Source organism: uncultured Maricaulis sp., assembly GCF_963975345.1.
GTDB lineage: Bacteria > Pseudomonadota > Alphaproteobacteria > Caulobacterales > Maricaulaceae > Maricaulis.
The window spans coordinates 117,514-138,713 of sequence record NZ_CAXBGE010000007.1; the positions used below are offsets into that span (position 1 = coordinate 117,514).

At 61.6% G+C, this 21,200-nt stretch carries 23 protein-coding genes; 4 read left to right on the plus strand and 19 right to left on the minus strand.

The genetic code is table 11. The features are described from left to right. Window positions 1-4 precede the first annotated feature (4 nt). The 12 genes from surE to AAC029_RS09390 all read right to left on the minus strand — a co-directional run bounded on the left by surE (window position 5) and on the right by AAC029_RS09390 (window position 9,575). Window positions 5-799: a 5'/3'-nucleotidase SurE gene (gene surE, locus AAC029_RS09335; RefSeq protein ID WP_339746739.1), complete on the minus strand. Its 795-nt coding sequence runs from the start codon at window positions 797-799 to the stop codon at window positions 5-7. Between the two features lie 177 nt (window positions 800-976). Further along, complete coding sequence (locus tag AAC029_RS09340) at window positions 977-1,270, minus strand: type II toxin-antitoxin system RelE/ParE family toxin (RefSeq protein WP_339746741.1); 294 nt, start codon at window positions 1,268-1,270, stop codon at window positions 977-979. Window positions 1,271-1,273: 3 nt separating this feature from the next. Next, window positions 1,274-1,516, minus strand: a complete 243-nt coding sequence (locus tag AAC029_RS09345; protein ID WP_339746744.1) for a type II toxin-antitoxin system ParD family antitoxin — start codon at window positions 1,514-1,516, stop codon at window positions 1,274-1,276. A 310-nt stretch (window positions 1,517-1,826) separates the two neighbouring features. Continuing rightward, the gene (serS, locus tag AAC029_RS09350) at window positions 1,827-3,104 is read right to left on the minus strand and encodes a serine--tRNA ligase (protein ID WP_339746747.1); all 1,278 of its coding nucleotides are present in this window, start codon (window positions 3,102-3,104) and stop codon (window positions 1,827-1,829) included. 83 nt (window positions 3,105-3,187) lie between these two features. Then, window positions 3,188-3,994, minus strand: a complete 807-nt coding sequence (tatC, locus tag AAC029_RS09355) for a twin-arginine translocase subunit TatC (protein WP_339746750.1) — start codon at window positions 3,992-3,994, stop codon at window positions 3,188-3,190. A gap of 5 nt (window positions 3,995-3,999) precedes the next feature. Next, on the minus strand, window positions 4,000-4,491 hold the full coding sequence (gene tatB / locus AAC029_RS09360; protein ID WP_339746753.1) for a Sec-independent protein translocase protein TatB: 492 nt from the start codon (window positions 4,489-4,491) through the stop codon (window positions 4,000-4,002). Between the two features lie 5 nt (window positions 4,492-4,496). Beyond that, entirely contained in the window at window positions 4,497-4,727 is a 231-nt protein-coding gene (locus AAC029_RS09365) for a twin-arginine translocase TatA/TatE family subunit (protein ID WP_339746756.1), read from the minus strand. A 67-nt stretch (window positions 4,728-4,794) separates the two neighbouring features. Continuing rightward, window positions 4,795-5,598, minus strand: coding sequence for an SMC-Scp complex subunit ScpB (gene scpB, locus AAC029_RS09370; protein ID WP_339746759.1), 804 nt, complete (start codon window positions 5,596-5,598; stop codon window positions 4,795-4,797). Further along, window positions 5,591-6,400, minus strand: a complete 810-nt coding sequence (locus tag AAC029_RS09375; RefSeq protein WP_339746762.1) for a ScpA family protein — start codon at window positions 6,398-6,400, stop codon at window positions 5,591-5,593. Before AAC029_RS09375 ends, scpB begins: the two co-directional genes overlap by 8 nt. Window positions 6,401-6,407: 7 nt before the next feature. Next, window positions 6,408-7,424: a beta-N-acetylhexosaminidase gene (gene nagZ / locus AAC029_RS09380; RefSeq protein ID WP_339746765.1), complete on the minus strand. Its 1,017-nt coding sequence runs from the start codon at window positions 7,422-7,424 to the stop codon at window positions 6,408-6,410. Beyond that, window positions 7,421-8,269 carry an SPOR domain-containing protein gene (locus tag AAC029_RS09385; protein WP_339746767.1) on the minus strand — a complete coding sequence of 283 codons (849 nt, stop codon included), beginning with the start codon at window positions 8,267-8,269 and terminating at the stop codon, window positions 7,421-7,423. Before AAC029_RS09385 ends, nagZ begins: the two co-directional genes overlap by 4 nt. A 115-nt stretch (window positions 8,270-8,384) precedes the next feature. Next, window positions 8,385-9,575 carry a deoxyguanosinetriphosphate triphosphohydrolase gene (locus tag AAC029_RS09390; RefSeq protein ID WP_339746769.1) on the minus strand — a complete coding sequence of 397 codons (1,191 nt, stop codon included), beginning with the start codon at window positions 9,573-9,575 and terminating at the stop codon, window positions 8,385-8,387. A gap of 103 nt (window positions 9,576-9,678) precedes the next feature. Between AAC029_RS09390 and erpA the strand changes: the two genes are divergently transcribed. Both erpA and AAC029_RS09400 read left to right on the plus strand, forming a co-directional pair. Continuing rightward, window positions 9,679-10,008: an iron-sulfur cluster insertion protein ErpA gene (erpA, locus tag AAC029_RS09395; RefSeq protein ID WP_339746772.1), complete on the plus strand. Its 330-nt coding sequence runs from the start codon at window positions 9,679-9,681 to the stop codon at window positions 10,006-10,008. Continuing rightward, window positions 10,008-10,682 carry a nitroreductase gene (locus tag AAC029_RS09400; protein WP_339746775.1) on the plus strand — a complete coding sequence of 225 codons (675 nt, stop codon included), beginning with the start codon at window positions 10,008-10,010 and terminating at the stop codon, window positions 10,680-10,682. The genes erpA and AAC029_RS09400 overlap by 1 nt, the downstream gene beginning before the upstream one ends. 3 nt (window positions 10,683-10,685) lie before the next feature. On the opposite strand, the gene AAC029_RS09405 is transcribed toward AAC029_RS09400, so the two are convergent. Next, window positions 10,686-11,948 carry a M1 family aminopeptidase gene (locus AAC029_RS09405; protein ID WP_339746777.1) on the minus strand — a complete coding sequence of 421 codons (1,263 nt, stop codon included), beginning with the start codon at window positions 11,946-11,948 and terminating at the stop codon, window positions 10,686-10,688. 152 nt (window positions 11,949-12,100) lie between these two features. Then, complete coding sequence (locus AAC029_RS09410) at window positions 12,101-13,213, minus strand: hypothetical protein (protein WP_339746779.1); 1,113 nt, start codon at window positions 13,211-13,213, stop codon at window positions 12,101-12,103. A gap of 77 nt (window positions 13,214-13,290) precedes the next feature. Here AAC029_RS09410 and AAC029_RS09415 point away from each other — a divergent pair, with 77 nt between their 5' ends. Next, the gene (locus tag AAC029_RS09415; protein ID WP_339746781.1) at window positions 13,291-14,079 is read left to right on the plus strand and encodes an exodeoxyribonuclease III; all 789 of its coding nucleotides are present in this window, start codon (window positions 13,291-13,293) and stop codon (window positions 14,077-14,079) included. Between the two features lie 9 nt (window positions 14,080-14,088). On the opposite strand, the gene AAC029_RS09420 is transcribed toward AAC029_RS09415, so the two are convergent. Beyond that, a complete protein-coding gene (locus tag AAC029_RS09420; protein ID WP_339746783.1) occupies window positions 14,089-14,532 on the minus strand; it encodes a GFA family protein in 444 nt (147 codons plus the stop codon). 121 nt (window positions 14,533-14,653) lie between these two features. Between AAC029_RS09420 and AAC029_RS09425 the strand changes: the two genes are divergently transcribed. Beyond that, a complete protein-coding gene (locus AAC029_RS09425) occupies window positions 14,654-15,049 on the plus strand; it encodes a helix-turn-helix domain-containing protein (protein WP_339746786.1) in 396 nt (131 codons plus the stop codon). Here AAC029_RS09425 and AAC029_RS09430 read toward each other — a convergent pair. The 4 genes from AAC029_RS09430 to AAC029_RS09445 all read right to left on the minus strand — a co-directional run bounded on the left by AAC029_RS09430 (window position 15,046) and on the right by AAC029_RS09445 (window position 20,996). Continuing rightward, window positions 15,046-16,002 carry a DUF3137 domain-containing protein gene (locus tag AAC029_RS09430; RefSeq protein WP_339746789.1) on the minus strand — a complete coding sequence of 319 codons (957 nt, stop codon included), beginning with the start codon at window positions 16,000-16,002 and terminating at the stop codon, window positions 15,046-15,048. The two genes, AAC029_RS09425 and AAC029_RS09430, sit on opposite strands and share 4 nt — an antisense overlap. Before the next feature lie 11 nt (window positions 16,003-16,013). Continuing rightward, entirely contained in the window at window positions 16,014-18,806 is a 2,793-nt protein-coding gene (locus tag AAC029_RS09435) for a valine--tRNA ligase (protein WP_339746791.1), read from the minus strand. Window positions 18,807-18,868: 62 nt separating this feature from the next. Then, window positions 18,869-19,513, minus strand: a complete 645-nt coding sequence (locus AAC029_RS09440) for a DUF2497 domain-containing protein (RefSeq protein ID WP_339746794.1) — start codon at window positions 19,511-19,513, stop codon at window positions 18,869-18,871. A gap of 91 nt (window positions 19,514-19,604) precedes the next feature. Then, the gene (locus AAC029_RS09445; RefSeq protein ID WP_339746797.1) at window positions 19,605-20,996 is read right to left on the minus strand and encodes a TolC family outer membrane protein; all 1,392 of its coding nucleotides are present in this window, start codon (window positions 20,994-20,996) and stop codon (window positions 19,605-19,607) included. Window positions 20,997-21,200: the final 204 nt, after the last annotated feature.

The window sequence follows — 21,200 nt, forward strand, 5'->3', positions numbered from 1 at the left end:
GATTTCAGCTCCGCGGCGGGACGCCGCCCAGCATGCGCTTGAGCTTGCCCAGCGTCTCGCCATGGGTGAGGTCCATATGCAGCGGCGTCACCGAAATCTTGCCTTCATAGATGGCGCGCAGATCAACGCCCTCGGGCGGATTGGACAACAGGCCCTTGAAGGCCAGCCAGTAATAATCATCGCCGCGTGGATCGACGCGATGTTCGGCGTGCAGGATATGCTGGTCACGCCGGCCCTGACGGGTGACCTCAACCTCGGTCACATCCTCAACCTTGGCGTCGGGGAAATTGATATTCATCAACACATCCTCCGGCCATTGCAGATCGAACAGCCTGCGCAGGATCGGCGCGCCGAAAGTCTGCGCCGTCTCCCACTCGATCGGGTCGCCCTTCTTGAAACCATAGGCCTGCGACAGGGCAACGGAGGGAATGCCCAGCTGCATGCCCTGCATCGCACCCGCCACCGTGCCGGAGAAAGTGACGTCCTCGGCGATATTCTGGCCGCGATTGACGCCGGACAAGACCAGATCGGGCTTCTTGCCCTTGACCAGATCCTGCACCCCGATCAGCACGGCATCGGTCGGCGTGCCGGACACGGAAAAGCGCCGCTCATCATATTGACGAATCCGCAGCGGAGCATGCAGCGACAGCGACCGCCCTGCCCCCGACTGCTCAAGCGCCGGCGCCACGATCCAGACATCATCCGACAATTCCCGCGCAATCGCCTCAAGCACCTTGAGCCCCCGCGCATGCACGCCATCATCATTGGTCAACAGAATGCGCGGATTTTCCGGGATCATGGCGGACAGCTTTCATGGCGGCGATTGAGTGGCCCGCTTCTAAACGATGGGAGACGCGCTGGACATAGCGCGATGCGGTGACGGGGGGCGTCGCGCGTGTTTTTAGCGGGCGCCCGCCTCTTCCTTGATGGAAGAGGTGTCGGCAAGCTGACAGAGCTGGTGACGATGTGAGTCGATCTATCGCCCCGCCCGGTCCCAATCCTCCCGTCCATGGCGGATACGCAGAATTTCGATGCGCCCCGCATCAGCCTCCCGATAGACCATGATATGCGAGCCGCACGGATGTATCCGCACCGGCGGATCGATCTCCATTCGCAGACGGGCCATATGCGGATTGGCGGCGATCCGCTCGAAGCTCGCGACCAGTGCTGCGAAATAGGCCTCTGCCTGGGCGACACCAAACAGTGCGACCCCCTCACGATAAATACCGACGAGATCGGCCTCCGCAGCCCGCGTCAGCCGATAGCGCATGACCTATTCCGTCTCTGACATGTCGCGCACCTGCGCCAGCACATCGGCAATCGGCCGATCGCTGAACCCGCTCGCAAGACCCTCGCTGACCAGATGCTGCATGTTCGCCAGCTTCGAGGCTCGATCCTGGTCGCGCCGGATCAGGTCGCGGACATAATCACTGGAATTGCTGTAGCGCCCGGTCAGGGCCTGCGCCTCGACCCAGTCCTTCATCCCGTCAGGGAGTGAGACATTCATAGTCGCCATTTTTGCCTCCTCAACCGATATGGCAAAGATTGGCGGATATTGATCAATAATTCAAGCGCGCCGCCGGGAAATATGCCTCTTGCGCCTATCCGCTCCCTACAGCGCTCCGCTATAGTGGCGACACCATAATCGGCGCAAGGAACGCAGAACTCAGAAAATAGCGCTAAAAACTGAGGCAGAAGCAACCTATCCAATTGATTTTTATGAAATTTCCAAAAAACCAACCCGAGACAATCCAACCACCCAACCGCAAGCCAGCGCCCGGCTAACGCCAGCCCAGCGATAACCCGGCGATAGCCTAACAGCAGGCTTACGCCTCCAGCCGCTCCAGCCCGCCCATATAGGGCCGCAGCACGGTCGGGATGGTGATCGAGCCATCGGCGTTCTGGTGATTTTCCATAACCGCGAGCATGCCCCGTCCGACGGCGACGCCGGAACCGTTGAGGGTGTGCAGGAAGGCGGGTTTCTTCTCGCCCTCCTTGCGATAGCGCGCATTCATCCGCCGCGCTTGGAACTCACCGCAATTGGAGCAGGACGAGATCTCGCGATAGGCGTCCTGGCTGGGCAGCCAGACTTCGAGGTCATAGGTGCGCTGGGCCGAGAAACCCATATCGCCATTGCACAACAGCATCACCCGATAGGGAAGCTCCAGCAATTGCAAGACTTTTTCGGCACAACCAGTCATCCGGTCGAGTTCGGCGGCGCTGTCTTCCGGCTTCACCAGGGAGACCATTTCGACCTTCTGGAACTGGTGCATGCGGATCATGCCACGCGTATCGCGGCCGGCCGAACCGGCTTCGGCGCGGAAACAAGGCGTATAGGCGGTCATCCGCATCGGCAGCGTGTCGTCGGCGTGGATCGCATCGCGGGCCAGATTGGTCAGCGGCACTTCGGCGGTCGGGATCATCCAGCGACCATCTGTGGTGCGGAAGAGATCCTCGGCGAATTTGGGCAATTGGCCGGTGCCGAACAGGGCTTCGTCGCGCACCAGATAGGGCGGGCTGACTTCGAGATAGCCGTGCTCGCCGGTGTGCAGATCGAGCATGAATTGCGCCAACGCCCGCTCCAGCCGCGCCAGACCGCCCTTCAGTGCCACAAAGCGCGCACCGGACATGGCAGCAGCACCCTCGAAATCCATCTGGCCAAGGCCCTCGCCGAGATCGACATGGTCTTTCGCCTTGAAACCCAAAGGCTTCGGCTCGCCCCAGCGGCGCACTTCCTGATTGTCAGCCTCATCCTTGCCCAGCGGCACATCGGCCTCGGGCAGATTGGGCAGGGCCGCGAGATGCTGGTTCAGCGCCTCGTCGAAATGCTTCGCCTGCTCGCCGCTCTCTTCGAGCACGGTTTTGAGCCGGTCGACTTCACCGCGCAGGCGATTGAACTCGGCCTCATCGCCGCTCGCCTTGGCGCGCCCGACCAGCTTGGACAGGGCATTACGCTCTGTCTCGGCTTCCTGCTGGCGCCCGAGCGCTTCGCGGCGCTTGCTGTCGAGCTCGAGCAGGGCCGGCGATTGTGGCTGCAGGCCACGCCGGCCAAGGGCGGCGTCAAAAGCGGCAGCATCGTCACGGATGAGCTTGATATCGTGCATGGCGGTGATCTCGGTTCAACAATCTGTGAGCGGGCTATAGCCTCAGCCGCCATTTTCGTAAACCGGGTCAGGCTCAGGCCGGATCAGGCCTCGTCGACCTCTGTCGTCTTCGGTTCCATCCAGCGCATCATCACGATGGACAGGAAATACAGCAGCAGCAGGGCCGAGCCGAGCATGATCTGGCTGATCGGATCGGGCGGCGTCACGAAGGCCGCGAACAGCGCGATGCCAACGACGGCAAAGCGCCAACTGCCCAGCATCTGCTTGGAATTGATGATCCCGGCCTTGGCCAGCAACATCATCAGGATCGGCATCTGGAAGGAGATCCCAAACACCAGCATCAGCGTCGTGATCAGATTCATATAGTCGGAGACATTGAGCAGAAGCTCGATCGAAATCCCCGGCCCCGCACTGGCCTGTTCCTGGCCCAGCGAGAAACGCATCACCATCGGCAAAACAAGGAAATACACAAAGCTCACCCCGGCCGCGAACAGCACCGGCGACAGGCCCAGGAAGGGCGCGAAAGCGCCACGTTCATTCTTGTACAGACCCGGCTGCACGAAGCCATAGATCTGCCAGGCGATCACCGGGAAGACGACCATGATCGCGCCGACCAGAGCCAGCTTCAGCTTGACGAAAAAGAATTCCAGCGGCGCAAAGAAATTCGCCGTCAGGTCGAGATCCTCGACCGGCACGCCGCGCACGATCGAAGCCGCGTGGCTATAGGGCGCGAGCAACCATTCATACAGGATCGCCGAAGCGAAGAAGCAGCCGATAAAGGCGACGGTCAGAAAGCCGATCACCACCAGCAGGCGCTGACGCAGCTCGATCAGATGATCCATCAACGGCGCGCGGCTCGCCTCAACCTCGTCGTGTTCAATCTCGGCCATGATGGCTATTCGTCATCCCTGGAAGGTTCTGGCCTGGCCGGTTCTAGCTTGGAAGGTTCTGGCTTGAAAGGTTCTGGCTTGGAAGGTTCTGGCTTGGAAGGTTCTGGCTTGGAAGCTTCCGGCTTTTTGGCCTCAGGCTTTTTGGAGTCCGGCTTGGGCGCATCGAAGCGCTCATCGCCGATCCGATTGGCGCTGGCCATTTTCAATTGCCGGATCTTGTCATTCTGGGCTTCAAGTGCGGCCTTATCGAATTCGCCGGAAATTTCCTCGATCGGATTGCCGCGCTTCAGGGCTTCGATTTCCTTGCGCAAATCGGACAATTCTGTCTCGCGACCGAGTTCCTCGAAACTGGCTTGGAATTCCCGGGCCATGCCGCGGGCCTGGGCCAGCATGCGACCGATCCGCCGCATCAACACCGGCAATTGCTGCGGGCCGACCACAACGAGCGCCAGCACCAGCACCACCAGCATTTCCGGCATTCCGATGCCGGGTGCCATAGCGATTAAACTCCGGTTTTTTCGTCTTCACGCGCAGCGGCGTCGAGTCCGGGTGCGGGAGCGGCGGCGTCATCGCTTTCGCCCTCACCCTCGTCATCCTCATCTTTCAGCCCCTTGCGGAAGCTGGTGATGCCCTTGGCGAAATCGCCCATCACGGCTGCAATCTTGCCGCGGCCGCCAAACAGCAGCACTGCGAGCAATACGACGAGAAGGATTTGCCACATTCCGGGAGCCATCTGCCCCTCCGTCTAACCAATTGTCACAAGGTCTAATCCAGTTACCCGGTCGCGTCCAATACGGCGATCAGATATCTGCTTCCCCACCTTCGCCATCATCATCCATGAAGTCGACATGGAATGTGCGTTGATCTTCAGCATCCAGCGGATCTTCATCGGCCATATCGCCTTCACTGCGACCGGGGTCAGGCATGAAGAAATCAGCCGGGATGCGCGCATCGAGCAGGCCGGCTGCCTTGAGATCGGCTTGCCCGGGCAAATCGCCGATTGCCGCCAGTCCGAAATACTCGAGAAAGCGCGGCGTGGTGCCATAGGTCAAAGGCCGGCCCGGCGTGCGGCGGCGGCCACGCGGACGGATCCAACGCAGTTCGAACAGCAGGTCGAGCGTGCCTTTCGAGACCGCGACGCCGCGAATCTCCTCGATCTCGGCCCGCGTCACCGGCTGGTGATAGCCAATGATGGACAGGGTTTCGAGCGCCGCTTGCGATAGCTTGCGCGGCTCCTGACGGACTTCGTTGAGGGCTTCGGCCAGATCGGGCGCCGTCTCGAAGCGCCAGCGTCCGCCGACATCGACCAGACGCACGCCGCGCGAGGCGTATTCCTCGGCCAAGGCGGCGAGCAGGGCCTGGATATTGGCTTCCAGCGGAAGTCGCCCGATCAGGGTTTCTTCGTCAAGCGGTTCGGCGGCGGCAAACAAGAGCGCTTCGAGCAAGCGCAGATTTTGCCGCTGCGTGTCGACCGCCAACCTCAGACCGAGCGCCTCAGAGGCCTCGCGATCCGAGCTGGGGCCCTGATGCGCCGCCTGGGCACGCAGACTGGCGATTGCATCGGCGATCGGGTCAGCGGTCTGGATATCGTCTTCATCACTCATCAGCGGTCTCATTCCTGTCGCAGCCGCGCACATAGAGCGGTGCATAGGGCGCACGCTGGCGCAGCTGCGCCTGCCCGTCCTTGGTGATCTCAAGTGCCGCCAGCACCGAGCTGGCCCGCACCGAAATGCGTGGCGGCGGGTTGGGGCCGAGATCGGCCTCGCCCGGCAGAAGGCTATCAAATTCGCGCCAGTCTTTCATCTGCGGCAGCAGCGATTCGAACCGCGCACGCGCAGTTTCCAGACCGTAAACGCGCGGCACTTGCGGCCGGTAGACCGAGCGGGTCAAGGCCGAACGGCGCGTCGCATAGGCGCTCAACAGATCGTGCAGATCGGCCTCGTAAAGCACCGAACGGGTCGAGCGCACGCCTTCGGGCGCACCGCGCATGAAGACATCGCGATTTTCCAGTGGCCGCGCGTGCAGCGCCTCACCGGCGGCGCGCATCGCATCAAGCCGCCGCAAACGGAAGGCCAGAGCCTGGGCCAAAACCTCAACCGGTTCTTCGTCATCGCGCGGCGGTTTGGGCAGGAGGAGTTTGGATTTGAGGAAAGCCAGCCAAGCGGCCATCACCAGATAATCAGCCGCGAGATCGAGCCGCTTTCGGCTGGCTGCAGCCATGAAGCCGAGATATTGCTCCGCCAGTTCCAGGATCGAGATGCGCGCGAGATCGATCTTTTTCTTGCGCGCCAGCGCCAACAGCAAATGCAACGGCCCTTCGAAACCATCCAGATCGACGACAAGCGCTTCCGTCTCGGCCTCTTCGGCCGCCTCGAAGCGAAGGTCTTCCTGGAAGTCGTCGGTCACATCATCCTCAGCGCTTGGCCAGTTTCAACAATGCATTGAGCTCTGATTCGCCGGTCTCCGGATCAAAATCCTCGATCACATTGCGGGCCTGCTCGGCCAGCGCGGCCCGCTCCAGTGCCTTGCCGGCCAATCGCGGCGCCGCTTCGGCGACCTGGCGCATTTCGCCGCGATCACCATTGCAGTGTAGCAGAATATCGCAGCCGGCGCGGATCGAAGCCTCACCACGCTGGCGGAATGTGCCCGAGAGCGCCTTCATCGAGAGGTCGTCGGTCATCAGGAAACCGTCAAATCCGATCTCGCCGCGAATGACATTCTGCACCACATCGCGCGAGGTGGTGGCGGGATTTTCCGGGTCGATATCGGCATAGACAATATGCGCCGTCATCGCCATCACCGCCTTGTTGAGCTTGCGGAAAGCGGCAAAGTCCGTCTCCGAGAGCAGGCCATGCTCCTCGGCAACACGTGGCAGCGACAAATGGCTGTCGGCATCGGCGCGGCCATGGCCTGGAATGTGTTTGATCACGGGGGCAACACCGCCCGCGATCAGCCCGTCCATCGCCGCCTGACCCAACAGGGCCACGATATCGGGTGTCTCACCGAAGGAGCGGTCACCGATAATATCGTCGGCGCCGGGAATGCGCAGATCGAGCACGGGCGCGCAATCGACATCGACGCCAACACCGCGCAGTTCATGCGCCAGAAGGCGGTGATTGAGCCGCACCGCTTCAATCGCCGCTTCCGGCTCACGTTCGAACAAATCGCCGAAATCCTGCGCTGGCGGGGCCTTGCGCCAGGTTGGCGGTTTGAGCCGGGCGACGCGTCCGCCTTCCTGATCAATCAGGATCGGCACATCACGCCCGAGCGCATCGCGCAGGCTGCCGGTCAGACGGGTGAGCTGGCGCGGACCGTCGATATTGCGCGCAAACAGGATGAAGCCCCAGGGATCGGCATCGCGAAAGAAGGCCTTCTCGACTGTCGTCAGCTTGGGCCCCGACAATCCGTAGATCGCGGCACTGATGCTCATCGGCGCGCGACCAGGCAGTCCTGCCCGCCCTGCTGCAAGCGGGCGCAATACGCCACAGCCGCGTCGCGACTGGCAAAGGCGGCGATGCGCAGGCGGTGATAGACGCCGCGCTCAGGAATATTCACCTCGGCAACGTCCGGCGCGACACCGGCGGCGATGCTGGAAAAACGGGTCCGAAAGGCCAGCCAGGCCGCTTCGGCATCGGCTTGCGAGCGGAAAGACGCGATCTGCACCACCCACTCACCACTGGTATCAACGGCGATGTCGGAGGCTGCCGGCGTCGCCACCGGGGCCGGCTCTGGCTCACGCACGGCTTCGCGCACGGGCGCGGCAGGCCGTGTTTCCGGCTCAACCTGTTGCGGTTGCGGCCGGTCGGGCGCTCGACGCGGTGTCACATCCGGCGTGGCGGCTGATTCAGGCGCAGGCTGATCGCCGGTCTGATCGGCGTCGACGGTCTCGATCCGCAGGGCCGGCCGGCTCTCATCGAGTGGCTCTTCTGGTCCGGGACGCGTGGTGACAGCTTCATCGCTGTGATCATCGCCGGTCAGGCGGTCATAGACATCCATGTCGGTGTCAGGCGTCTGGACGCCACCCGGATCGAGCGGCCGCTCGCGATAGGGCTCGCTATTGGCCAAAAGTCGTGGTGCACCATCGCGGCCGCTCTCGCGCAGGCCCTGATTATAGGCGCTCCACACCACTCCAAGAAACAGTACGAACACGGCAAAGGCCGCGGCCAGCAAGAGCGGGCCGCGCCGCGAATCCTCGTCGCGCGCGTCGAATGTTGCGAACTCGTCAGTCGGGGGAGCATAGGCCCCGAGGCGCGCGTCGTCGTCCTGATCCGTCATCTTGTCCTGGCGTCTGGCAATGATCCTGCGGCGCGCGAATCGCGCGTCACCCCATCACGATAACACTGTCTGCCCCATGCACTTACCGATCTCGCAGCCTGACAGGCCCGCCGCATCAATAATAGCCCTGTACGGTAAACAGTCGGCGATGCTCCTCGACCGCAAAGCGATCCGTCATGCCGGCAATATAATCGCAAACTGCGCGCGCTGTCTGCGCCGAACCGGCCTCGCCCATATCCCTTTGAACATCGGGCGGCAGGACGCCGGGATCGCCGAGATAGAGATCGAACAGATCGCTCATCACCCGCTGGCCCTGGCTCATCATGCGGTTGACCTTGTAATGGCGATACATATTGGCAAACAAATGCCGCCTCAGGGCCGCGAGAATCTCGAGCATATCCGTTGAGAAGGCGACCACGGGTTGGCCGAGCTGACGCAAGGCAGCGGCACTCTCGGGCCGCGCTGCGTCCAACAGCCCGCTGGTCTCGACCAGCACATCGCTGACCATCACACCGATCAGTTCACGCACCGCTTCATGGATCAACACCGTGCGCTTGATCTTCGGCCAGCGCGCCCGCACGCGTCGGAAAATGTCGCCGACCAGCGGCAAGTCGAGCAAGGGGTCGATCTCCAATATGCCGGAGCGCAGGCCGTCATCGAGATCGTGATTATTGTACGCAATGTCATCGGAAAGCGCCGCGATCTGCGCTTCAAGCCCGGCATGGGTGTGCAGCTCCAGCGCTTTCCAGTCGGAATAATCGGTGAAGGCCCAGGCGAGCTCGGATCCATCGCCGCCAGCCGGCATAAGCGGGCCATTATGCTTGACCACGCCTTCGAGCGTTTCCCAGGTCAAATTGAGCCCATCGAATTCCGGATAACGCACCTCCAGCTTGGTGACGACGCGCAGCGCTTGGGCATTATGATCGAAGCCACCGAATTTTTTCATCTTGTCAGCCAGAACACGCTCGCCGGCATGACCGAAAGGTGGATGACCGAGGTCGTGGGCCAAGGCCAAGGTCTCGGCGAGATCCTCATCGCCGCCCAGCGCCCGCGCCAAGGTGCGGGCGATCTGTGCCACTTCCAGCGAATGCGTCAGCCGGGTGCGGTATTGATCACCCTCATGGGCGACGAAGACCTGGGTCTTCTCCTTCAGCCGCCGGAAGGCGCCGGAATGGATGATCCGATCGCGGTCACGCTGGAAGGCGTTGCGCATCGCGCTCTCGGGCTGGGCGAACTGCCGGCCGCGCGATTGCGACGGGTGGCAGGCATAGGGCGCGCGAAATCGGTCATTGGCCGCTATTTTCATGTCGCCCGATCTTTCTTCATACCGTTCTGGTCTTTCATCACCGTCTGTGCGGGTCCATATAGAGCATCAAGCTCTGAAACTGAACGCCGGATATGGTCTGATCATGACGACACCTGTGACGCTCTCCGCCAATGCGGCGCAACAAATCAATTCCATCCTCGCTGCCCAAGCCGCTGGAAACCTGCTGCGGATCGGCGTGATCGGTGGCGGCTGCTCCGGTTTCTCCTACACATTCGACCTCGACACCGCCGTCAATGCCGATGATCTCGTGCTTGAACGCGATGGCGCCAAAGTGGTGATCGACGAAGCCTCACTGCCCTTCCTGGAAGGCGCAGAGATTGATTATGTTGACGAGCTGATCGGCGCCTCCTTCCAGATCCGCAACCCCAACGCCACGGCGGCCTGCGGCTGCGGCACGAGTTTTTCGATTTGATGGACGTGAGTGAAGCGCTCACCGCCCGCATCTCCACGCGCGCCTATCTCGACACCCCGGTCAGCGAAGCACAGGTGCGCGACTTGCTCGCCCTCGCCGGCCGATCGCCTTCGGGCGGCAATCTCCAGCCCTGGCAGGTTCACGTCGTCACCGGCGAAGCGCGTCAGCGCGTGATCGATGCCGTTAAGGCGACCCAGGCCGTCCACCCAATGGGTGAACCGGCGCTGGAATACCAAGTCTATCCCAAGCCGATCACCGATCCCTGGCGCGCCCGGCGCTTTGCCTGTGGCGAAGCCATGTATGCCACGCTTGGCATTACCCGCGAGGACAAGATGGCGCGGCTGATCCAGTTTGCGCGCAATTTCGAATTCTTCGGTGCGCCGGTTGGCCTGTTCGTCTCGCTGCACCAATCGATGCAGCCGGGCCAATGGTCCGATTGCGGCATGTTCATCCAGAGCTTCCTGCTCGCCGCCCAAGAGGCAGGCCTCGCCACCTGTGCCCAGGAATTCTGGTCAGCCTTTCCACAAGCCGTCAAAACCAGCGTCGGTATCGCCGACGACTACACCCTGTTCTGCGGCATAGCCCTGGGTCATGCCGACCCCGACGCGCCGATCAACGCGACCCGCACAGCACGGGCGGATGTCGATGAATTTGCGAGCTTCGACGGTTTCTAGCGGCTATTCGGCGAGGATCACCTCGAACGCCGTACGGGCCTCTGCGCCGGCGACAGACTGGAACACGTCCAACATTTGCGGCGTCGTGGAGACACGCGCCTGCATGGCCGCCTGAAGGAAGCGCGCGAACAGCTCGCGTCCAATCAGCCCCTCGGCACGCGCCAGCGCCAGCGGACCCTTTCGATAGGCCACCAGATAGGGCGGACGCTCCGTTGTCGCCGGCGTCCAGACCGGTGGGAGGTCGTCCGGGGCTTCGTCGATCTGACGCTGATAGGCGGCCATGCGCTCGTCATAGGCAGCCTCGCCCAACGCAGCCCGCATGCCAATGACGGCGGTATAATCGGCGAAGCTTTCATTGAGCCAGTTCTCGACCGTCATCGCATTGCCATGGCTCCAGTAGTGGCCCAGCTCGTGGCAGATGAACTGGGTCAGGCTGGCCTCGGAAGTCTCCGCGATATCGGTCAGTGCGATCAGCGTGCCACGGGAATAGCCGCCCTCATGGCGGCTGGTCACAATGATCGAAGCGTCCGGCAAGGGTCCGGCCCCGGCTGCGAGGTCGTTGAGAAAGCCGGTGCAATGTTCCAGCGCGCCGACCAGGGCGTCGAGATTGCCACCGCCCGGATTGCGCGTGTCATAGATGACATAGCCGGGCGCCTCGACGCGCTGAAAGTCCGACATCAGGGTAAAAGCGAGATCTAATGCCGGTGTGTCCTGGTCGATATGAAACCCGCCAGCCGTGCGCGCGATGGTCTGCATGGTGACGCCATCCCACTCACCCGGCAGCCAGATATCCAGATCAGCGGTCAGCAAGGACGAAAAACGCTGATCGAAGGGCATCCAGAAACTGTCGACCGTGAACTCGACCTTGCCCGGATCCAGCGTGTTGATCGCCGATTGGGGCGGTTCGGGAAAGAGCGGGCCGGCATACTGCATCAGCATAACCCGGTCGGCGCCCTCGAGCGCGGGGGCCAGCGTCACGGTGTAGACACGCAACGGGCCGTTGAAACCCTCGGTCAGAGCGCTGGTAACCGCGACAACATCCGGTCCGTCAATCTGCGCCTCACCCAGCGCGGCATTGAGCAGGAAGCTGACCTCGGTCAAATCATCCTCATGGGCGGTGATGGTCCAGTGGGCCGACAAGCTCCCCGTCTGCGGGCTCAGGCGGAGATCGCCATCATAGTGAAAACTGGCCTCCTGAGCCGCCACAGGAGCACCCAGGCAGGCCGCAGCGACGCAGGCGAAAAACATCACTTTGAGGACAGTCATCTGATCCACCGAATCGAGCTTCGGTACTTTGATGCGCCAAGGGGGCGGATTGGATGCAAAGGACGATACGCCTCGCACCGCACTGGCGGAGGTTGATGAGATTGCGATTTCCGCGGCGTTTCAGGCGGCAGGGAAAACCAGTTAACCCTCGTTCAGCCAGGCCGACTGAATGCCGGCGCATCCGGTGCCCATTCCGGCCCCAGGAGCAGAACAATGTCCGCGCGGTCAGGGCGTTCAAACCGGATCTGTGAGCCGTCGACGGGCCCTGCGGCCTGACCAGGTCGAACCGAGACCAGCAGGACCTGCCCCGACTCAGGGTCGCCCGGCCTGAGCTCCATTTCCGGGTAGCCATCATGACCGCTGGGATCAGACAGCGGCGCGAGCCGCACACCGTCCTCGGTGAACACGACCCGGCCTTGCCGGCTGCCCGACACCGAGGAATAGGCGTCAAAGCGAGCCTCTCCCGCTTCGGCGTCCCAATAATAGATCGTCTCCTCGCGAACATCGCCGCCCGAGCCCGTCACGACCTCAAGCTGGCGAAGGAAATGCCCGCCATACATCGGCTCGCCGCCGCGAACATGGTGAAGTCCGTCGCCCGGGTCATCCGCCACGCCAATCCGGAGCATGAACTCCATCGGCGCGAGTTGATGGCTGAGGTGAGCCGCCATGTATGACGGCACACCAAGGCGGCGATAACTGTCCCACTCGGCGACTTGCCAGGCCCCGTCACAGCAGGCCCCTCGATCCTTATTCAGTCTCGGCGGCCGACGCTCAAACCGTAGAGGCTGTTGCAAACCTCGCCCGGAACCCGGTGCCAGTTCCGCCGCATCAAGCGCGTCGGATGAGACGAACCGGAATTGATAAGGGCTTGCACTGCCCGCATCGGGACTGAGGCGGATACCGTCGCCGCGAAATGCGAGGCTGTCGGCTGTGACGATAATCCACCCCTCCGCCACATCCCCGCTTGAGGTATATTGCCGGTAGGCGATGCGGTGCTCAGCCGCGTCCCAGTACAGGATCAGATCGGCCCCACTAAAGGTCATGGTGTCATTCCAGTCTGTCTGGACCGCACGAAGAATTTGTCCGTCCAACTGGGTATCGAAACAAAACTCCAGCCCGTACAAATCACGGTCGAAACTCCAACAGGCGTTCGCCAAAACCTCCAGCGCTGCGAGCTCCGGACGCAAAGCCTGACGGGTCTCTTGCGCATCGCATGCCGGCATCAGGCCGAGGGCCACGCCAAGCAATATCCACCACTGCCTCATCTGGTGCCTCCGCGCTTCACTCAGCCTGCAAATCGCCTATGGTGCCACCACCCGCAGGCAACCCCGAGCGATCCACCATGACTCTGACCCTCGCATCCTGGAACGTCAATTCCATCAAGGCCCGTCTGCCCAATGCGCTCGACTGGCTGCGCGAGGCCAAGCCGGACATTGTCTGCCTGCAGGAAATCAAGACGGTCGATGAGGGCTTCCCACGCCTGGAGATCGAGGATCTCGGCTATAACGTCATCACCCATGGCCAGAAGAGCTATAACGGCGTCGCCATCCTGTCGAAATTCCCGATAGAGGAAGCCCTGCCCGGCCTGCCCGGCGATGAGAGCGACGAACAGGCGCGCTATCTCGAAGCAGTGATCGCGGCGCCGAATGGCCCTGTGCGCGTGGCCTCGATCTATCTGCCCAATGGCAATCCGGCACCGGGCCCGAAATATGATTACAAACTCGCCTGGATGGACCGCCTCGCGCGCCATGCCGAAGACCTGCTCAAGCTCGAAGAACCGCTCATCCTCGCCGGCGATTACAACGTCATCCCGCGCGACAGCGATTGCTGGGATCCGGAAGTCTGGGAGATGGACGCGCTCGCCCTGCCGCAAAGCCGCGCCGCCTTCGACCGCCTCAAATGGCTCGGCCTGACCGAAGCCTTCGAACAGCTCGATGGCCGCGCGCACCAATACACATTCTTCGACTATCAGGCCGGCCGCTGGCAAAAAGGCCATGGCATCCGCATCGACCATTTGCTGTGCTCACCACAAGCCGCCGACCGGCTGGAAAGCATCGAGATCCACAAGAAGACCCGTGGCGAACCCAAGGCGTCCGATCACATTCCGATCGTCGGGACGTTTTCGCTTTAGCGGTCCGGCCTATCCGGCTCCCTCAATGACCTCCTTGGGGCCGCCTGCTGGTAGTTCCGCAAACGATGGCAGATTGGGATCAACCGGATCCCAAGACGCAGCGCGACTGGCATAAACCGACATGGCCGGATGCGCGATTTCTGGATCGTCGAGGCTGGACGCGCGGGGAAACACCACCCCCGGCATGCCCGAATTGGTCGAATAGACCGCCGAGCCGCAATTCGGGCAGAAGCCGCGGCTGACGATATTGCCGCTATCGGCCGGGCGATCATAGAATTTGACGGTCCCGGTCGAGGTGAAGCCCGCCTCGGGGCTGACGAGATGCGTACAATGGCCCGTTCCGCTCGCCTTGCGGCAATCGACACAATGGCAATGCGCCGCCAGTTGCGGCGCCACAGCGCTTTCGTAGCGAACGGCGCCGCACAGGCAACCGCCGGTAAATCCATCAGACATGCGTGTCTCCCTGTTTGGCGGCACCCTTGAATGCCGCAGTTTTGCCAGGCATTAATAGCATATTAATTGTTAATTGCAATTTACAAGTTACTACCAAATAGCCGGGTATGGAGTCGCTTCGATGAAACAGATCATTTCCAGGTCCGGCTGCCCGATTGCCTCGACGCTCGACCTTGTCGGGGATCGCTGGACGCTGGTCATTCTACGAGACCTGATCAATGGCAAGCGGCGCTTCACCGACTTCCTCACCTCGCCTGAACGGATCACCACGAATGTGCTCACCGACCGGCTTGGTCAGATGGAGCAGGCGGGCTTGATCACCCGCACCGCCTATCAGACACGTCCGCCGCGCTTCGAATACCGGTTGACGGCGAAGGGTGAAGGTCTGCTGCCCGTGATCCAGGAAATGTGCCGCTGGGCCAACATCAACATGCCCAGCACCTGGGAAGCGCCCGAGAGCTTCATGGCGCTCAAACCCGGTGCGATCCCGGCAGCACCGCCCCCCAAGCGAAGCTAGCCGCTCTCGCCCAGCTCCGGCGGTTTGACCAGGTTTTCGATGATCTCGGTGACGAGCAACATTTCCGAGACCAGTGTGGTTACGCGGGCTTCGTCAGCGAGTGGTTTGAACATTGAACCGGCTTCGAACAGATTGCCGGTCTCGGCCGCGATCAGCAGTTCGCCCTGGCCGCTATGCTCGTCGAAGGCGGCGCGAACATTCTTGCCCTTCAGCGCCGTCTCCAGCTTGAGCAGGCGTTCCATGAAGGCCGGGTCCAGCATATAGCGCGCCAACACCTGGTCGGTGCCATAGACCTCGAAGGCCTTCTCGAATCTCGGATCAACGAGCGCGATGCGTTCAAGCTTCTTCGAGCCGAAAGAGCGCCCAAGAGCTCCCAGCCCGTTGAAGACACCCATATCGCGCGTGATCACGGTGACGCCCTCAACCTTGCGCGGGAAATTGATCCGCAACAGCACGCCGCGAAAGACGGTCACGTAATGGGAGGATTTCCCATTGCTGCGGCGTTGTTTGAGATGAGCTTCATAGAGCTCGAAATCACATCCCAGCCGCTCGCCGCTGAAATGATCCTCGAAGGCGCAACGCGTATAACTGGGCAGCAGGCCGTAACCACGGAATGTCTCGAAGCGCGCCGGCGTCGATGGCTTGAGTGCATAGCTGAGCTGGCAAACTTCCGCGATCTTGGTGTTGAGTTCGCACTTCACCGATTTGCGCAGGCGCTCCAGACGCCGCCCACCGATGAGGACGCCAGCCACGCCGCCGAAAACCAGCCCGACCGGCAAAAAGAAAATATCGCCCCCGCGGGTGAAAAAGTAAGCCGCTATCGCGAGCCCGAGCAGGACGCCGCCAATCGTCCAGACAAGAAATTGCGTCACGCTGCCTTTGCGTTCAGCTTCCAGACCTGCCAGCCAAGGCTCCAGCGTATCGCGCCAGAGCCCCTCAAATTCCTTGTTCACGCCGTCCCCCGTCACATCGCGGCGAGCCGCTCCAATGCTTCCGCCATCTTATCGCGTTGCGTCGCATAATCAGCCAATTTCTCGCGCTGCTCGGCAACAAGGGCTTCAGGCGCATTGGCGATGAAACGCTCATTGCCCAGCTTGCCTTCCAGCCGTTTGATCTCGCCCTCGAGCTTGGCGATCTCTTTGCCAATTCGGGCGCGCTCGGCGTCGAAATCGATCACACCAGCCAGCAGCAGGGCGTAAGTCGCCTCGCCGACCACGGTCTGGGCCGAGGCCTGCGGTGCGCTGTCCGAGGCCGTCACACTGGCCAACCGTGCCATGCGTTTGACCAGCGTGTCCTGACGCTCAAGGCGCGCCAGGGTCTCGGTCGAGGCACCGATGACGGCGACATCGAGCTGGGCGCCCGGCGGGATATTCATTTCGGCGCGCAGACGGCGCAGATCGGTCACCAGGCCGATCAGCCAGTCCATCTCGGCCTGGGCGTCGGTATCGGTCAGCCCGTCCAGCTGTGGCCAAGCGGCGGTGATCAGCTGGCTGTCGCGCGTGCCGGTCTGGGCCCAGAGCTCTTCGGTGACGAAGGGCATGAAGGGGTGGAGCAGCTTGAGCGCTTGATCGAGCACGAAAGCGGTGGTCGCCCGTGTCTCGGCCTTGGCCGCCTCGTCATCGCCCATGAAGAGCGGTTTGGCGAGTTCGAGATGCCAGTCGCAGAACACATTCCACACGAAGCGATAGGCCGCAGCAGCAGCCTCGTTGAAGCGGAAACCATCGAGACCGGCATTGACGGCTTTCACCGTCTGCTCGCACTCGGACAGGATCCAGCGATTGACCGTCTGCTTGACCGATTTGGGATCGAAAGCGGCGTCCGGCTTGCACTCATTCATCTCGCAGAAACGTGCCGCATTCCACAGCTTGGTGGTGAAATTGCGATAGCCTTCAACGCGATCCTTGGACATGCGGATATCGCGGCCCTGCCCGGCTTGGGCGGCGAGGGTGAAGCGCACGGCATCGGCGCCGTATTCATCGATCAACTCGAGCGGATCGATCACATTGCCCTTGGATTTCGACATTTTCTGACCGTGCTCATCACGCACCAGGGCATGGATATAGATGTCCTTGAACGGCACCTCGCCCATGAAATGGATCCCCTGCATCATCATGCGGGCGACCCAAAAGAAAATGATGTCGAAAGCGGTGATCAGAACCGAGGTCGGATAGAAGCGCGCCACTTCAGCGGTCTTCTCCGGCCAGCCCAGGGTCGAAAACGGCCACAGGGCGGAAGAGAACCAGGTGTCGAGCACGTCTTCGTCTTGAGCGAGCACAGCGGTTGTCAGTGTGTGATGCTCGTTGTTGTCTGTGTCCCCGACGCCGAGCGGAATCGTTCCAAATTCAACCGAGACGCTCTCACCGTAATATGCCCGCGCTTGTTCCAGCGCTTCGGCCTCACTGGCCGAGACGAATATCTTCGCTACCGGGCTGCCCCCTGCACTATATCCGTCTTCATTACTCTTCGGCCCGTACCAAGCCGGAATGCGATGCCCCCACCAGAGCTGGCGCGAGACGCACCAGGGCTGAATATTGCGCATCCATTCGAAATAGGTCTTTTCCCAATTCTTCGGATGGAAAGTCGTACGCCCGTCCTCGACGGCCGTAATGGCGTCTTTCGCCAGCGTGGCGGCATCGACATACCATTGGTCGGTCAGCCACGGCTCGATCACCACATTGGAGCGATCACCGAAGGGCTGCATCACCAGCTTGTCCTCGACTTCGCGCAGCAGGCCGAGCTCGTCCATGCGGGCGACCAGTAGCTTTCGCACTTCGAAGCGATCCAGGCCGCGCCATTCAACGGGAATCCGATCCAGACCGCCCGTGCCATCATCCTCGGTCAGGAAACGGGCTTCCCGGTCGAGCAGATTGATTTTGGGCAGATCATGGCGTTTGCCGACTTCGAAATCGTTGAAGTCATGCGCCGGCGTGATCTTGACGCAACCGGTGCCCTGTTCCGGGTCGGCGTGTTCGTCGGCAACAACGGGAATTTCGACATTGGCGATCGGCAGTCGGATCATCTTGCCGATCAGATGGCTGTAGCGCTCATCATCGGGATGCACGGCCACGGCGGCATCACCGAGCACGGTTTCCGGGCGTGTGGTCGCGACCACCAGCTCGCCGGAACCATCGGCCAGCGGATAGGCGAAATGCCAGAAATGGCCCTGGACTTCGCGATTCTCGACTTCGAGATCGGAGATCGCGGTCTGAAAATGTGGATCCCAGTTCACTAGCCGCTTGTCGCGATAGATCAGGCCCTGCTCATGCAGCTCGATAAAGACTTTCTGCACCGCAGCGGAGAGGCCGTCATCGAGGGTAAAGCGCTCACGGCTCCAGTCACAGGAGGCACCGAGACGGCGCAATTGCCCCATGATCTCGCCGCCGCTTTCCTCTTTCCAGGCCCAGACGCGCTCAATGAAGGCGTCGCGGCCCATATCACGGCGCGATTGATTGCCTTCCGCGGCCAGCTGGCGCTCAACCACCATCTGGGTGGCGATGCCGGCATGGTCGGTGCCCGGCTGCCACAGCACGCTGTCGCCGAGCATGCGCTTATAGCGGATCAGCACATCCTGCAGCGTGTTATTGAGCGCGTGGCCGATATGCAGACGGCCCGTCACATTCGGTGGCGGGATGACGATGCAGAAGGGATCCGCGTCGGGATCGTCTTTCGGCTTGAAGGCACCGGATGATTCCCAAGCCTGATAGAGGCGGGTTTCGGCTTCGCGGGGGTCGAATGTCTTTTCCATCATGACGGGCATGAATAAAGGGCACCGACGATGCCGTCGATGCCCTTTTATGAATTCAGTGCTGCCTGCTGCAGTTAGCGGCGGCGGCGCGCGACCCGGTCGATCTCAGCCTGGACCTTTTCATCAACGATGGCCGGCAGATTGGTATCGAGCCAATCTTTCAGCATCGGACGCAGCAAGGCGCGGACAACGCCTTCCAGCGTGCGGCCTTCCTCATCGGAAATCCGGATCGTATCGGCCAGTGAATGGAAGGAGCCCATCGCCGCAGACACCGCGGGCTCGCTCATAATCCCGTCTTCGACTTCGGTTTCGAGCGCCGAAAAATCAATCTCAGGCTCGGGTGCCGGTTCGGGCGGCGAATCATATTCCGCTTCTTCCGCGACCACAGGTTCGAAATTGTCTTCGCGGTCGACAATCATCAGATCGTCGTCCCCGACAATCGGATCGGTACCGCCTGCGGGCTCTTCAATCCGGTCGGTCAGTTCGAGAACATCGCCGCCATCATCATCACCGGCATCGCCGAAAATATCGTCGATCGCGCCCTGGTCATTGCCAGCTGGCTCGGCTTCGGGCTCAGGCGCCGCAGCGGCGGGCTCGGGCGCCGCAGCAGCGGGCTCAGCCTCGGCTTCAGCCGGAGCGTCGTCTTCATTGATGATCCGTCGAATTGAGGAGAGAATCTCCTCCATTGATGGTTCGTTTTCGGCGGCTTGCTCTGCCATGATCGCGCACGTCCCTAACCGGTCGTTTCTCGTATCAGGCGAATAAAGCGGGCCTTGCCCCGCCTGTCCAGCCCAAGAATCTTTTATAAAGTTAATTCCAGGGTGTTAAATCAAAGTTAGGGAAAGCAGAATGATCGCCCTGGTCAGCCACATCATAATAATCGACGTTCAGTCCCATACGTTCAGCCGATAACAGCCCCATCGCTTGCAACAGGCGATAACCGGCGACGTATGAGTCACGTTCGGCGGTCACGAGCGTCAAGCGCGAGGCCAGTAATTCCTGTTCCGCATCAAGCACATTGAGGGTAGTACGCAGGCCGACATAGGCTTCCTGCTCAACCCCGTCGAGGGCGATCTGATTGGCCCGAACCGCTTGGCGGCTCGATTCGATCACAGCCAGCGAGGTGTTGTAGGCACTCCAGGTATTGGTGACACCTTCGGTCACCTGACGGCGCGCAAGCAAGACCTGCTGGCGCGCCTGTTCTTCCTGGGCGAGGGCCGCGCGTACGCGCGACCGATTCAACCCACCGGTGAAGAGCGGCACCGAGACCTGACCGACAATCTGGGTCGAATTGCGTTCGTCACCGGCATAGGACGTATCGCGCGCGCTTGAGGCCGAGGCCGAGAGTGAGACTTGCGGTCGCAGCGAGCTGCGCGCCATCCGGATGGAATGGCGGGCGGCATCTTCGCCATACTGGGCCGCCGCCAATTGCGGGCTGAAGCGGTAGGCGGTCTCGGCTGCATCGGCGAGCGCCGCCGGCAAATCGGGCAGCGCCGGCGGATCCTGCAGCGTGGCCGGTGGCTGGCCGGTAACGCGCTCATAAGCGGCCCGGCTGGTCGCCAGCTGCGACTGCGCCTGGGACAACTCAGCCTGGGCGCCGGACAGGCGCGCCTCAGCTTGCGCGACGTCGGTGCGGGTAATCTCGCCAACTTCGAACCGGTCGCGCGCGGCCTGGAGATGCTGGTTCAGCACATCGGCATTGTTGCGGCGGATATTCACCACCTCAGAATCGCGGCGCACATCCATGAAAGCGGTGATCGCATCAACCAAAACCGTCTGTTCGACCGAGCGCAGGGATTCGCGGCCGGCATAAATCAGCGCCGTCGCCTGGTCGACCGCGCCGCCATTATAGCCCCCGCGATAGATCGACTGGCTTGCGGTGACCGAATAATTTTTCGGCGTCGAATCGGTGGTGCTGCCGGTCGAGAGCGGCACGCCGTTAATGACAAATGTGCTATGCGATTCGCTATGCTGTGAGCTCATCGACGCCGAGGCTGAAACCTGGGGCAAATATCCGGCCCGGGCCTGGATGCGGCCTTCATCGGTCGCGCGCAACCGCGCACGTTCCGCCAGCAGGGTCGGGTTGGAATTATAGGCCAGCGCCAGGCTTTCTTCGAGGCTCTGAGCCTGCGCCGAAGCCCCCATCGCCAGAAGCGACACACTGCCGGTCACGGCCATTGCCCATAATTTCAAACGCGTCATCTGCAAATCCCTTTGCCAGCAGCAAACCGTCCCGGCCGCAGCTCAATCATCATAGCGCTTCAGGCGCGAGTGGCCAGCACCACTCCTATTGCAGCCATATAGGCCCTTAGATCGCACAAATGAACACCGTTCACCGTGACACTTCTGTAATTCCGCCTGCGCACCGCCATGTAACGGTTCAGGACTGAAAAATCCGTCGCAGGA

Coding starts and splice junctions, on each gene's coding strand:
- surE (WP_339746739.1), bottom strand. CDS start 799: ATGATCCCGGAAAATCCGCGCATTCTGTTGACCAATGATGATGGCGTG.
- AAC029_RS09340 (WP_339746741.1), bottom strand. CDS start 1,270: ATGCGCTATCGGCTGACGCGGGCTGCGGAGGCCGATCTCGTCGGTATT.
- AAC029_RS09345 (WP_339746744.1), bottom strand. CDS start 1,516: ATGGCGACTATGAATGTCTCACTCCCTGACGGGATGAAGGACTGGGTC.
- serS (WP_339746747.1), bottom strand. CDS start 3,104: ATGCACGATATCAAGCTCATCCGTGACGATGCTGCCGCTTTTGACGCC.
- tatC (WP_339746750.1), bottom strand. CDS start 3,994: ATGGCCGAGATTGAACACGACGAGGTTGAGGCGAGCCGCGCGCCGTTG.
- tatB (WP_339746753.1), bottom strand. CDS start 4,491: ATGGCACCCGGCATCGGAATGCCGGAAATGCTGGTGGTGCTGGTGCTG.
- AAC029_RS09365 (WP_339746756.1), bottom strand. CDS start 4,727: ATGGCTCCCGGAATGTGGCAAATCCTTCTCGTCGTATTGCTCGCAGTG.
- scpB (WP_339746759.1), bottom strand. CDS start 5,598: ATGAGTGATGAAGACGATATCCAGACCGCTGACCCGATCGCCGATGCA.
- nagZ (WP_339746765.1), bottom strand. CDS start 7,424: ATGAGCATCAGTGCCGCGATCTACGGATTGTCGGGGCCCAAGCTGACG.
- AAC029_RS09385 (WP_339746767.1), bottom strand. CDS start 8,269: ATGACGGATCAGGACGACGACGCGCGCCTCGGGGCCTATGCTCCCCCG.
- AAC029_RS09390 (WP_339746769.1), bottom strand. CDS start 9,575: ATGAAAATAGCGGCCAATGACCGATTTCGCGCGCCCTATGCCTGCCAC.
- erpA (WP_339746772.1), top strand. CDS start 9,679: ATGACGACACCTGTGACGCTCTCCGCCAATGCGGCGCAACAAATCAAT.
- AAC029_RS09400 (WP_339746775.1), top strand. CDS start 10,008: ATGGACGTGAGTGAAGCGCTCACCGCCCGCATCTCCACGCGCGCCTAT.
- AAC029_RS09405 (WP_339746777.1), bottom strand. CDS start 11,948: ATGACTGTCCTCAAAGTGATGTTTTTCGCCTGCGTCGCTGCGGCCTGC.
- AAC029_RS09410 (WP_339746779.1), bottom strand. CDS start 13,213: ATGAGGCAGTGGTGGATATTGCTTGGCGTGGCCCTCGGCCTGATGCCG.
- AAC029_RS09415 (WP_339746781.1), top strand. CDS start 13,291: ATGACTCTGACCCTCGCATCCTGGAACGTCAATTCCATCAAGGCCCGT.
- AAC029_RS09420 (WP_339746783.1), bottom strand. CDS start 14,532: ATGTCTGATGGATTTACCGGCGGTTGCCTGTGCGGCGCCGTTCGCTAC.
- AAC029_RS09425 (WP_339746786.1), top strand. CDS start 14,654: ATGAAACAGATCATTTCCAGGTCCGGCTGCCCGATTGCCTCGACGCTC.
- AAC029_RS09435 (WP_339746791.1), bottom strand. CDS start 18,806: ATGCCCGTCATGATGGAAAAGACATTCGACCCCCGCGAAGCCGAAACC.
- AAC029_RS09440 (WP_339746794.1), bottom strand. CDS start 19,513: ATGGCAGAGCAAGCCGCCGAAAACGAACCATCAATGGAGGAGATTCTC.
- AAC029_RS09445 (WP_339746797.1), bottom strand. CDS start 20,996: ATGACGCGTTTGAAATTATGGGCAATGGCCGTGACCGGCAGTGTGTCG.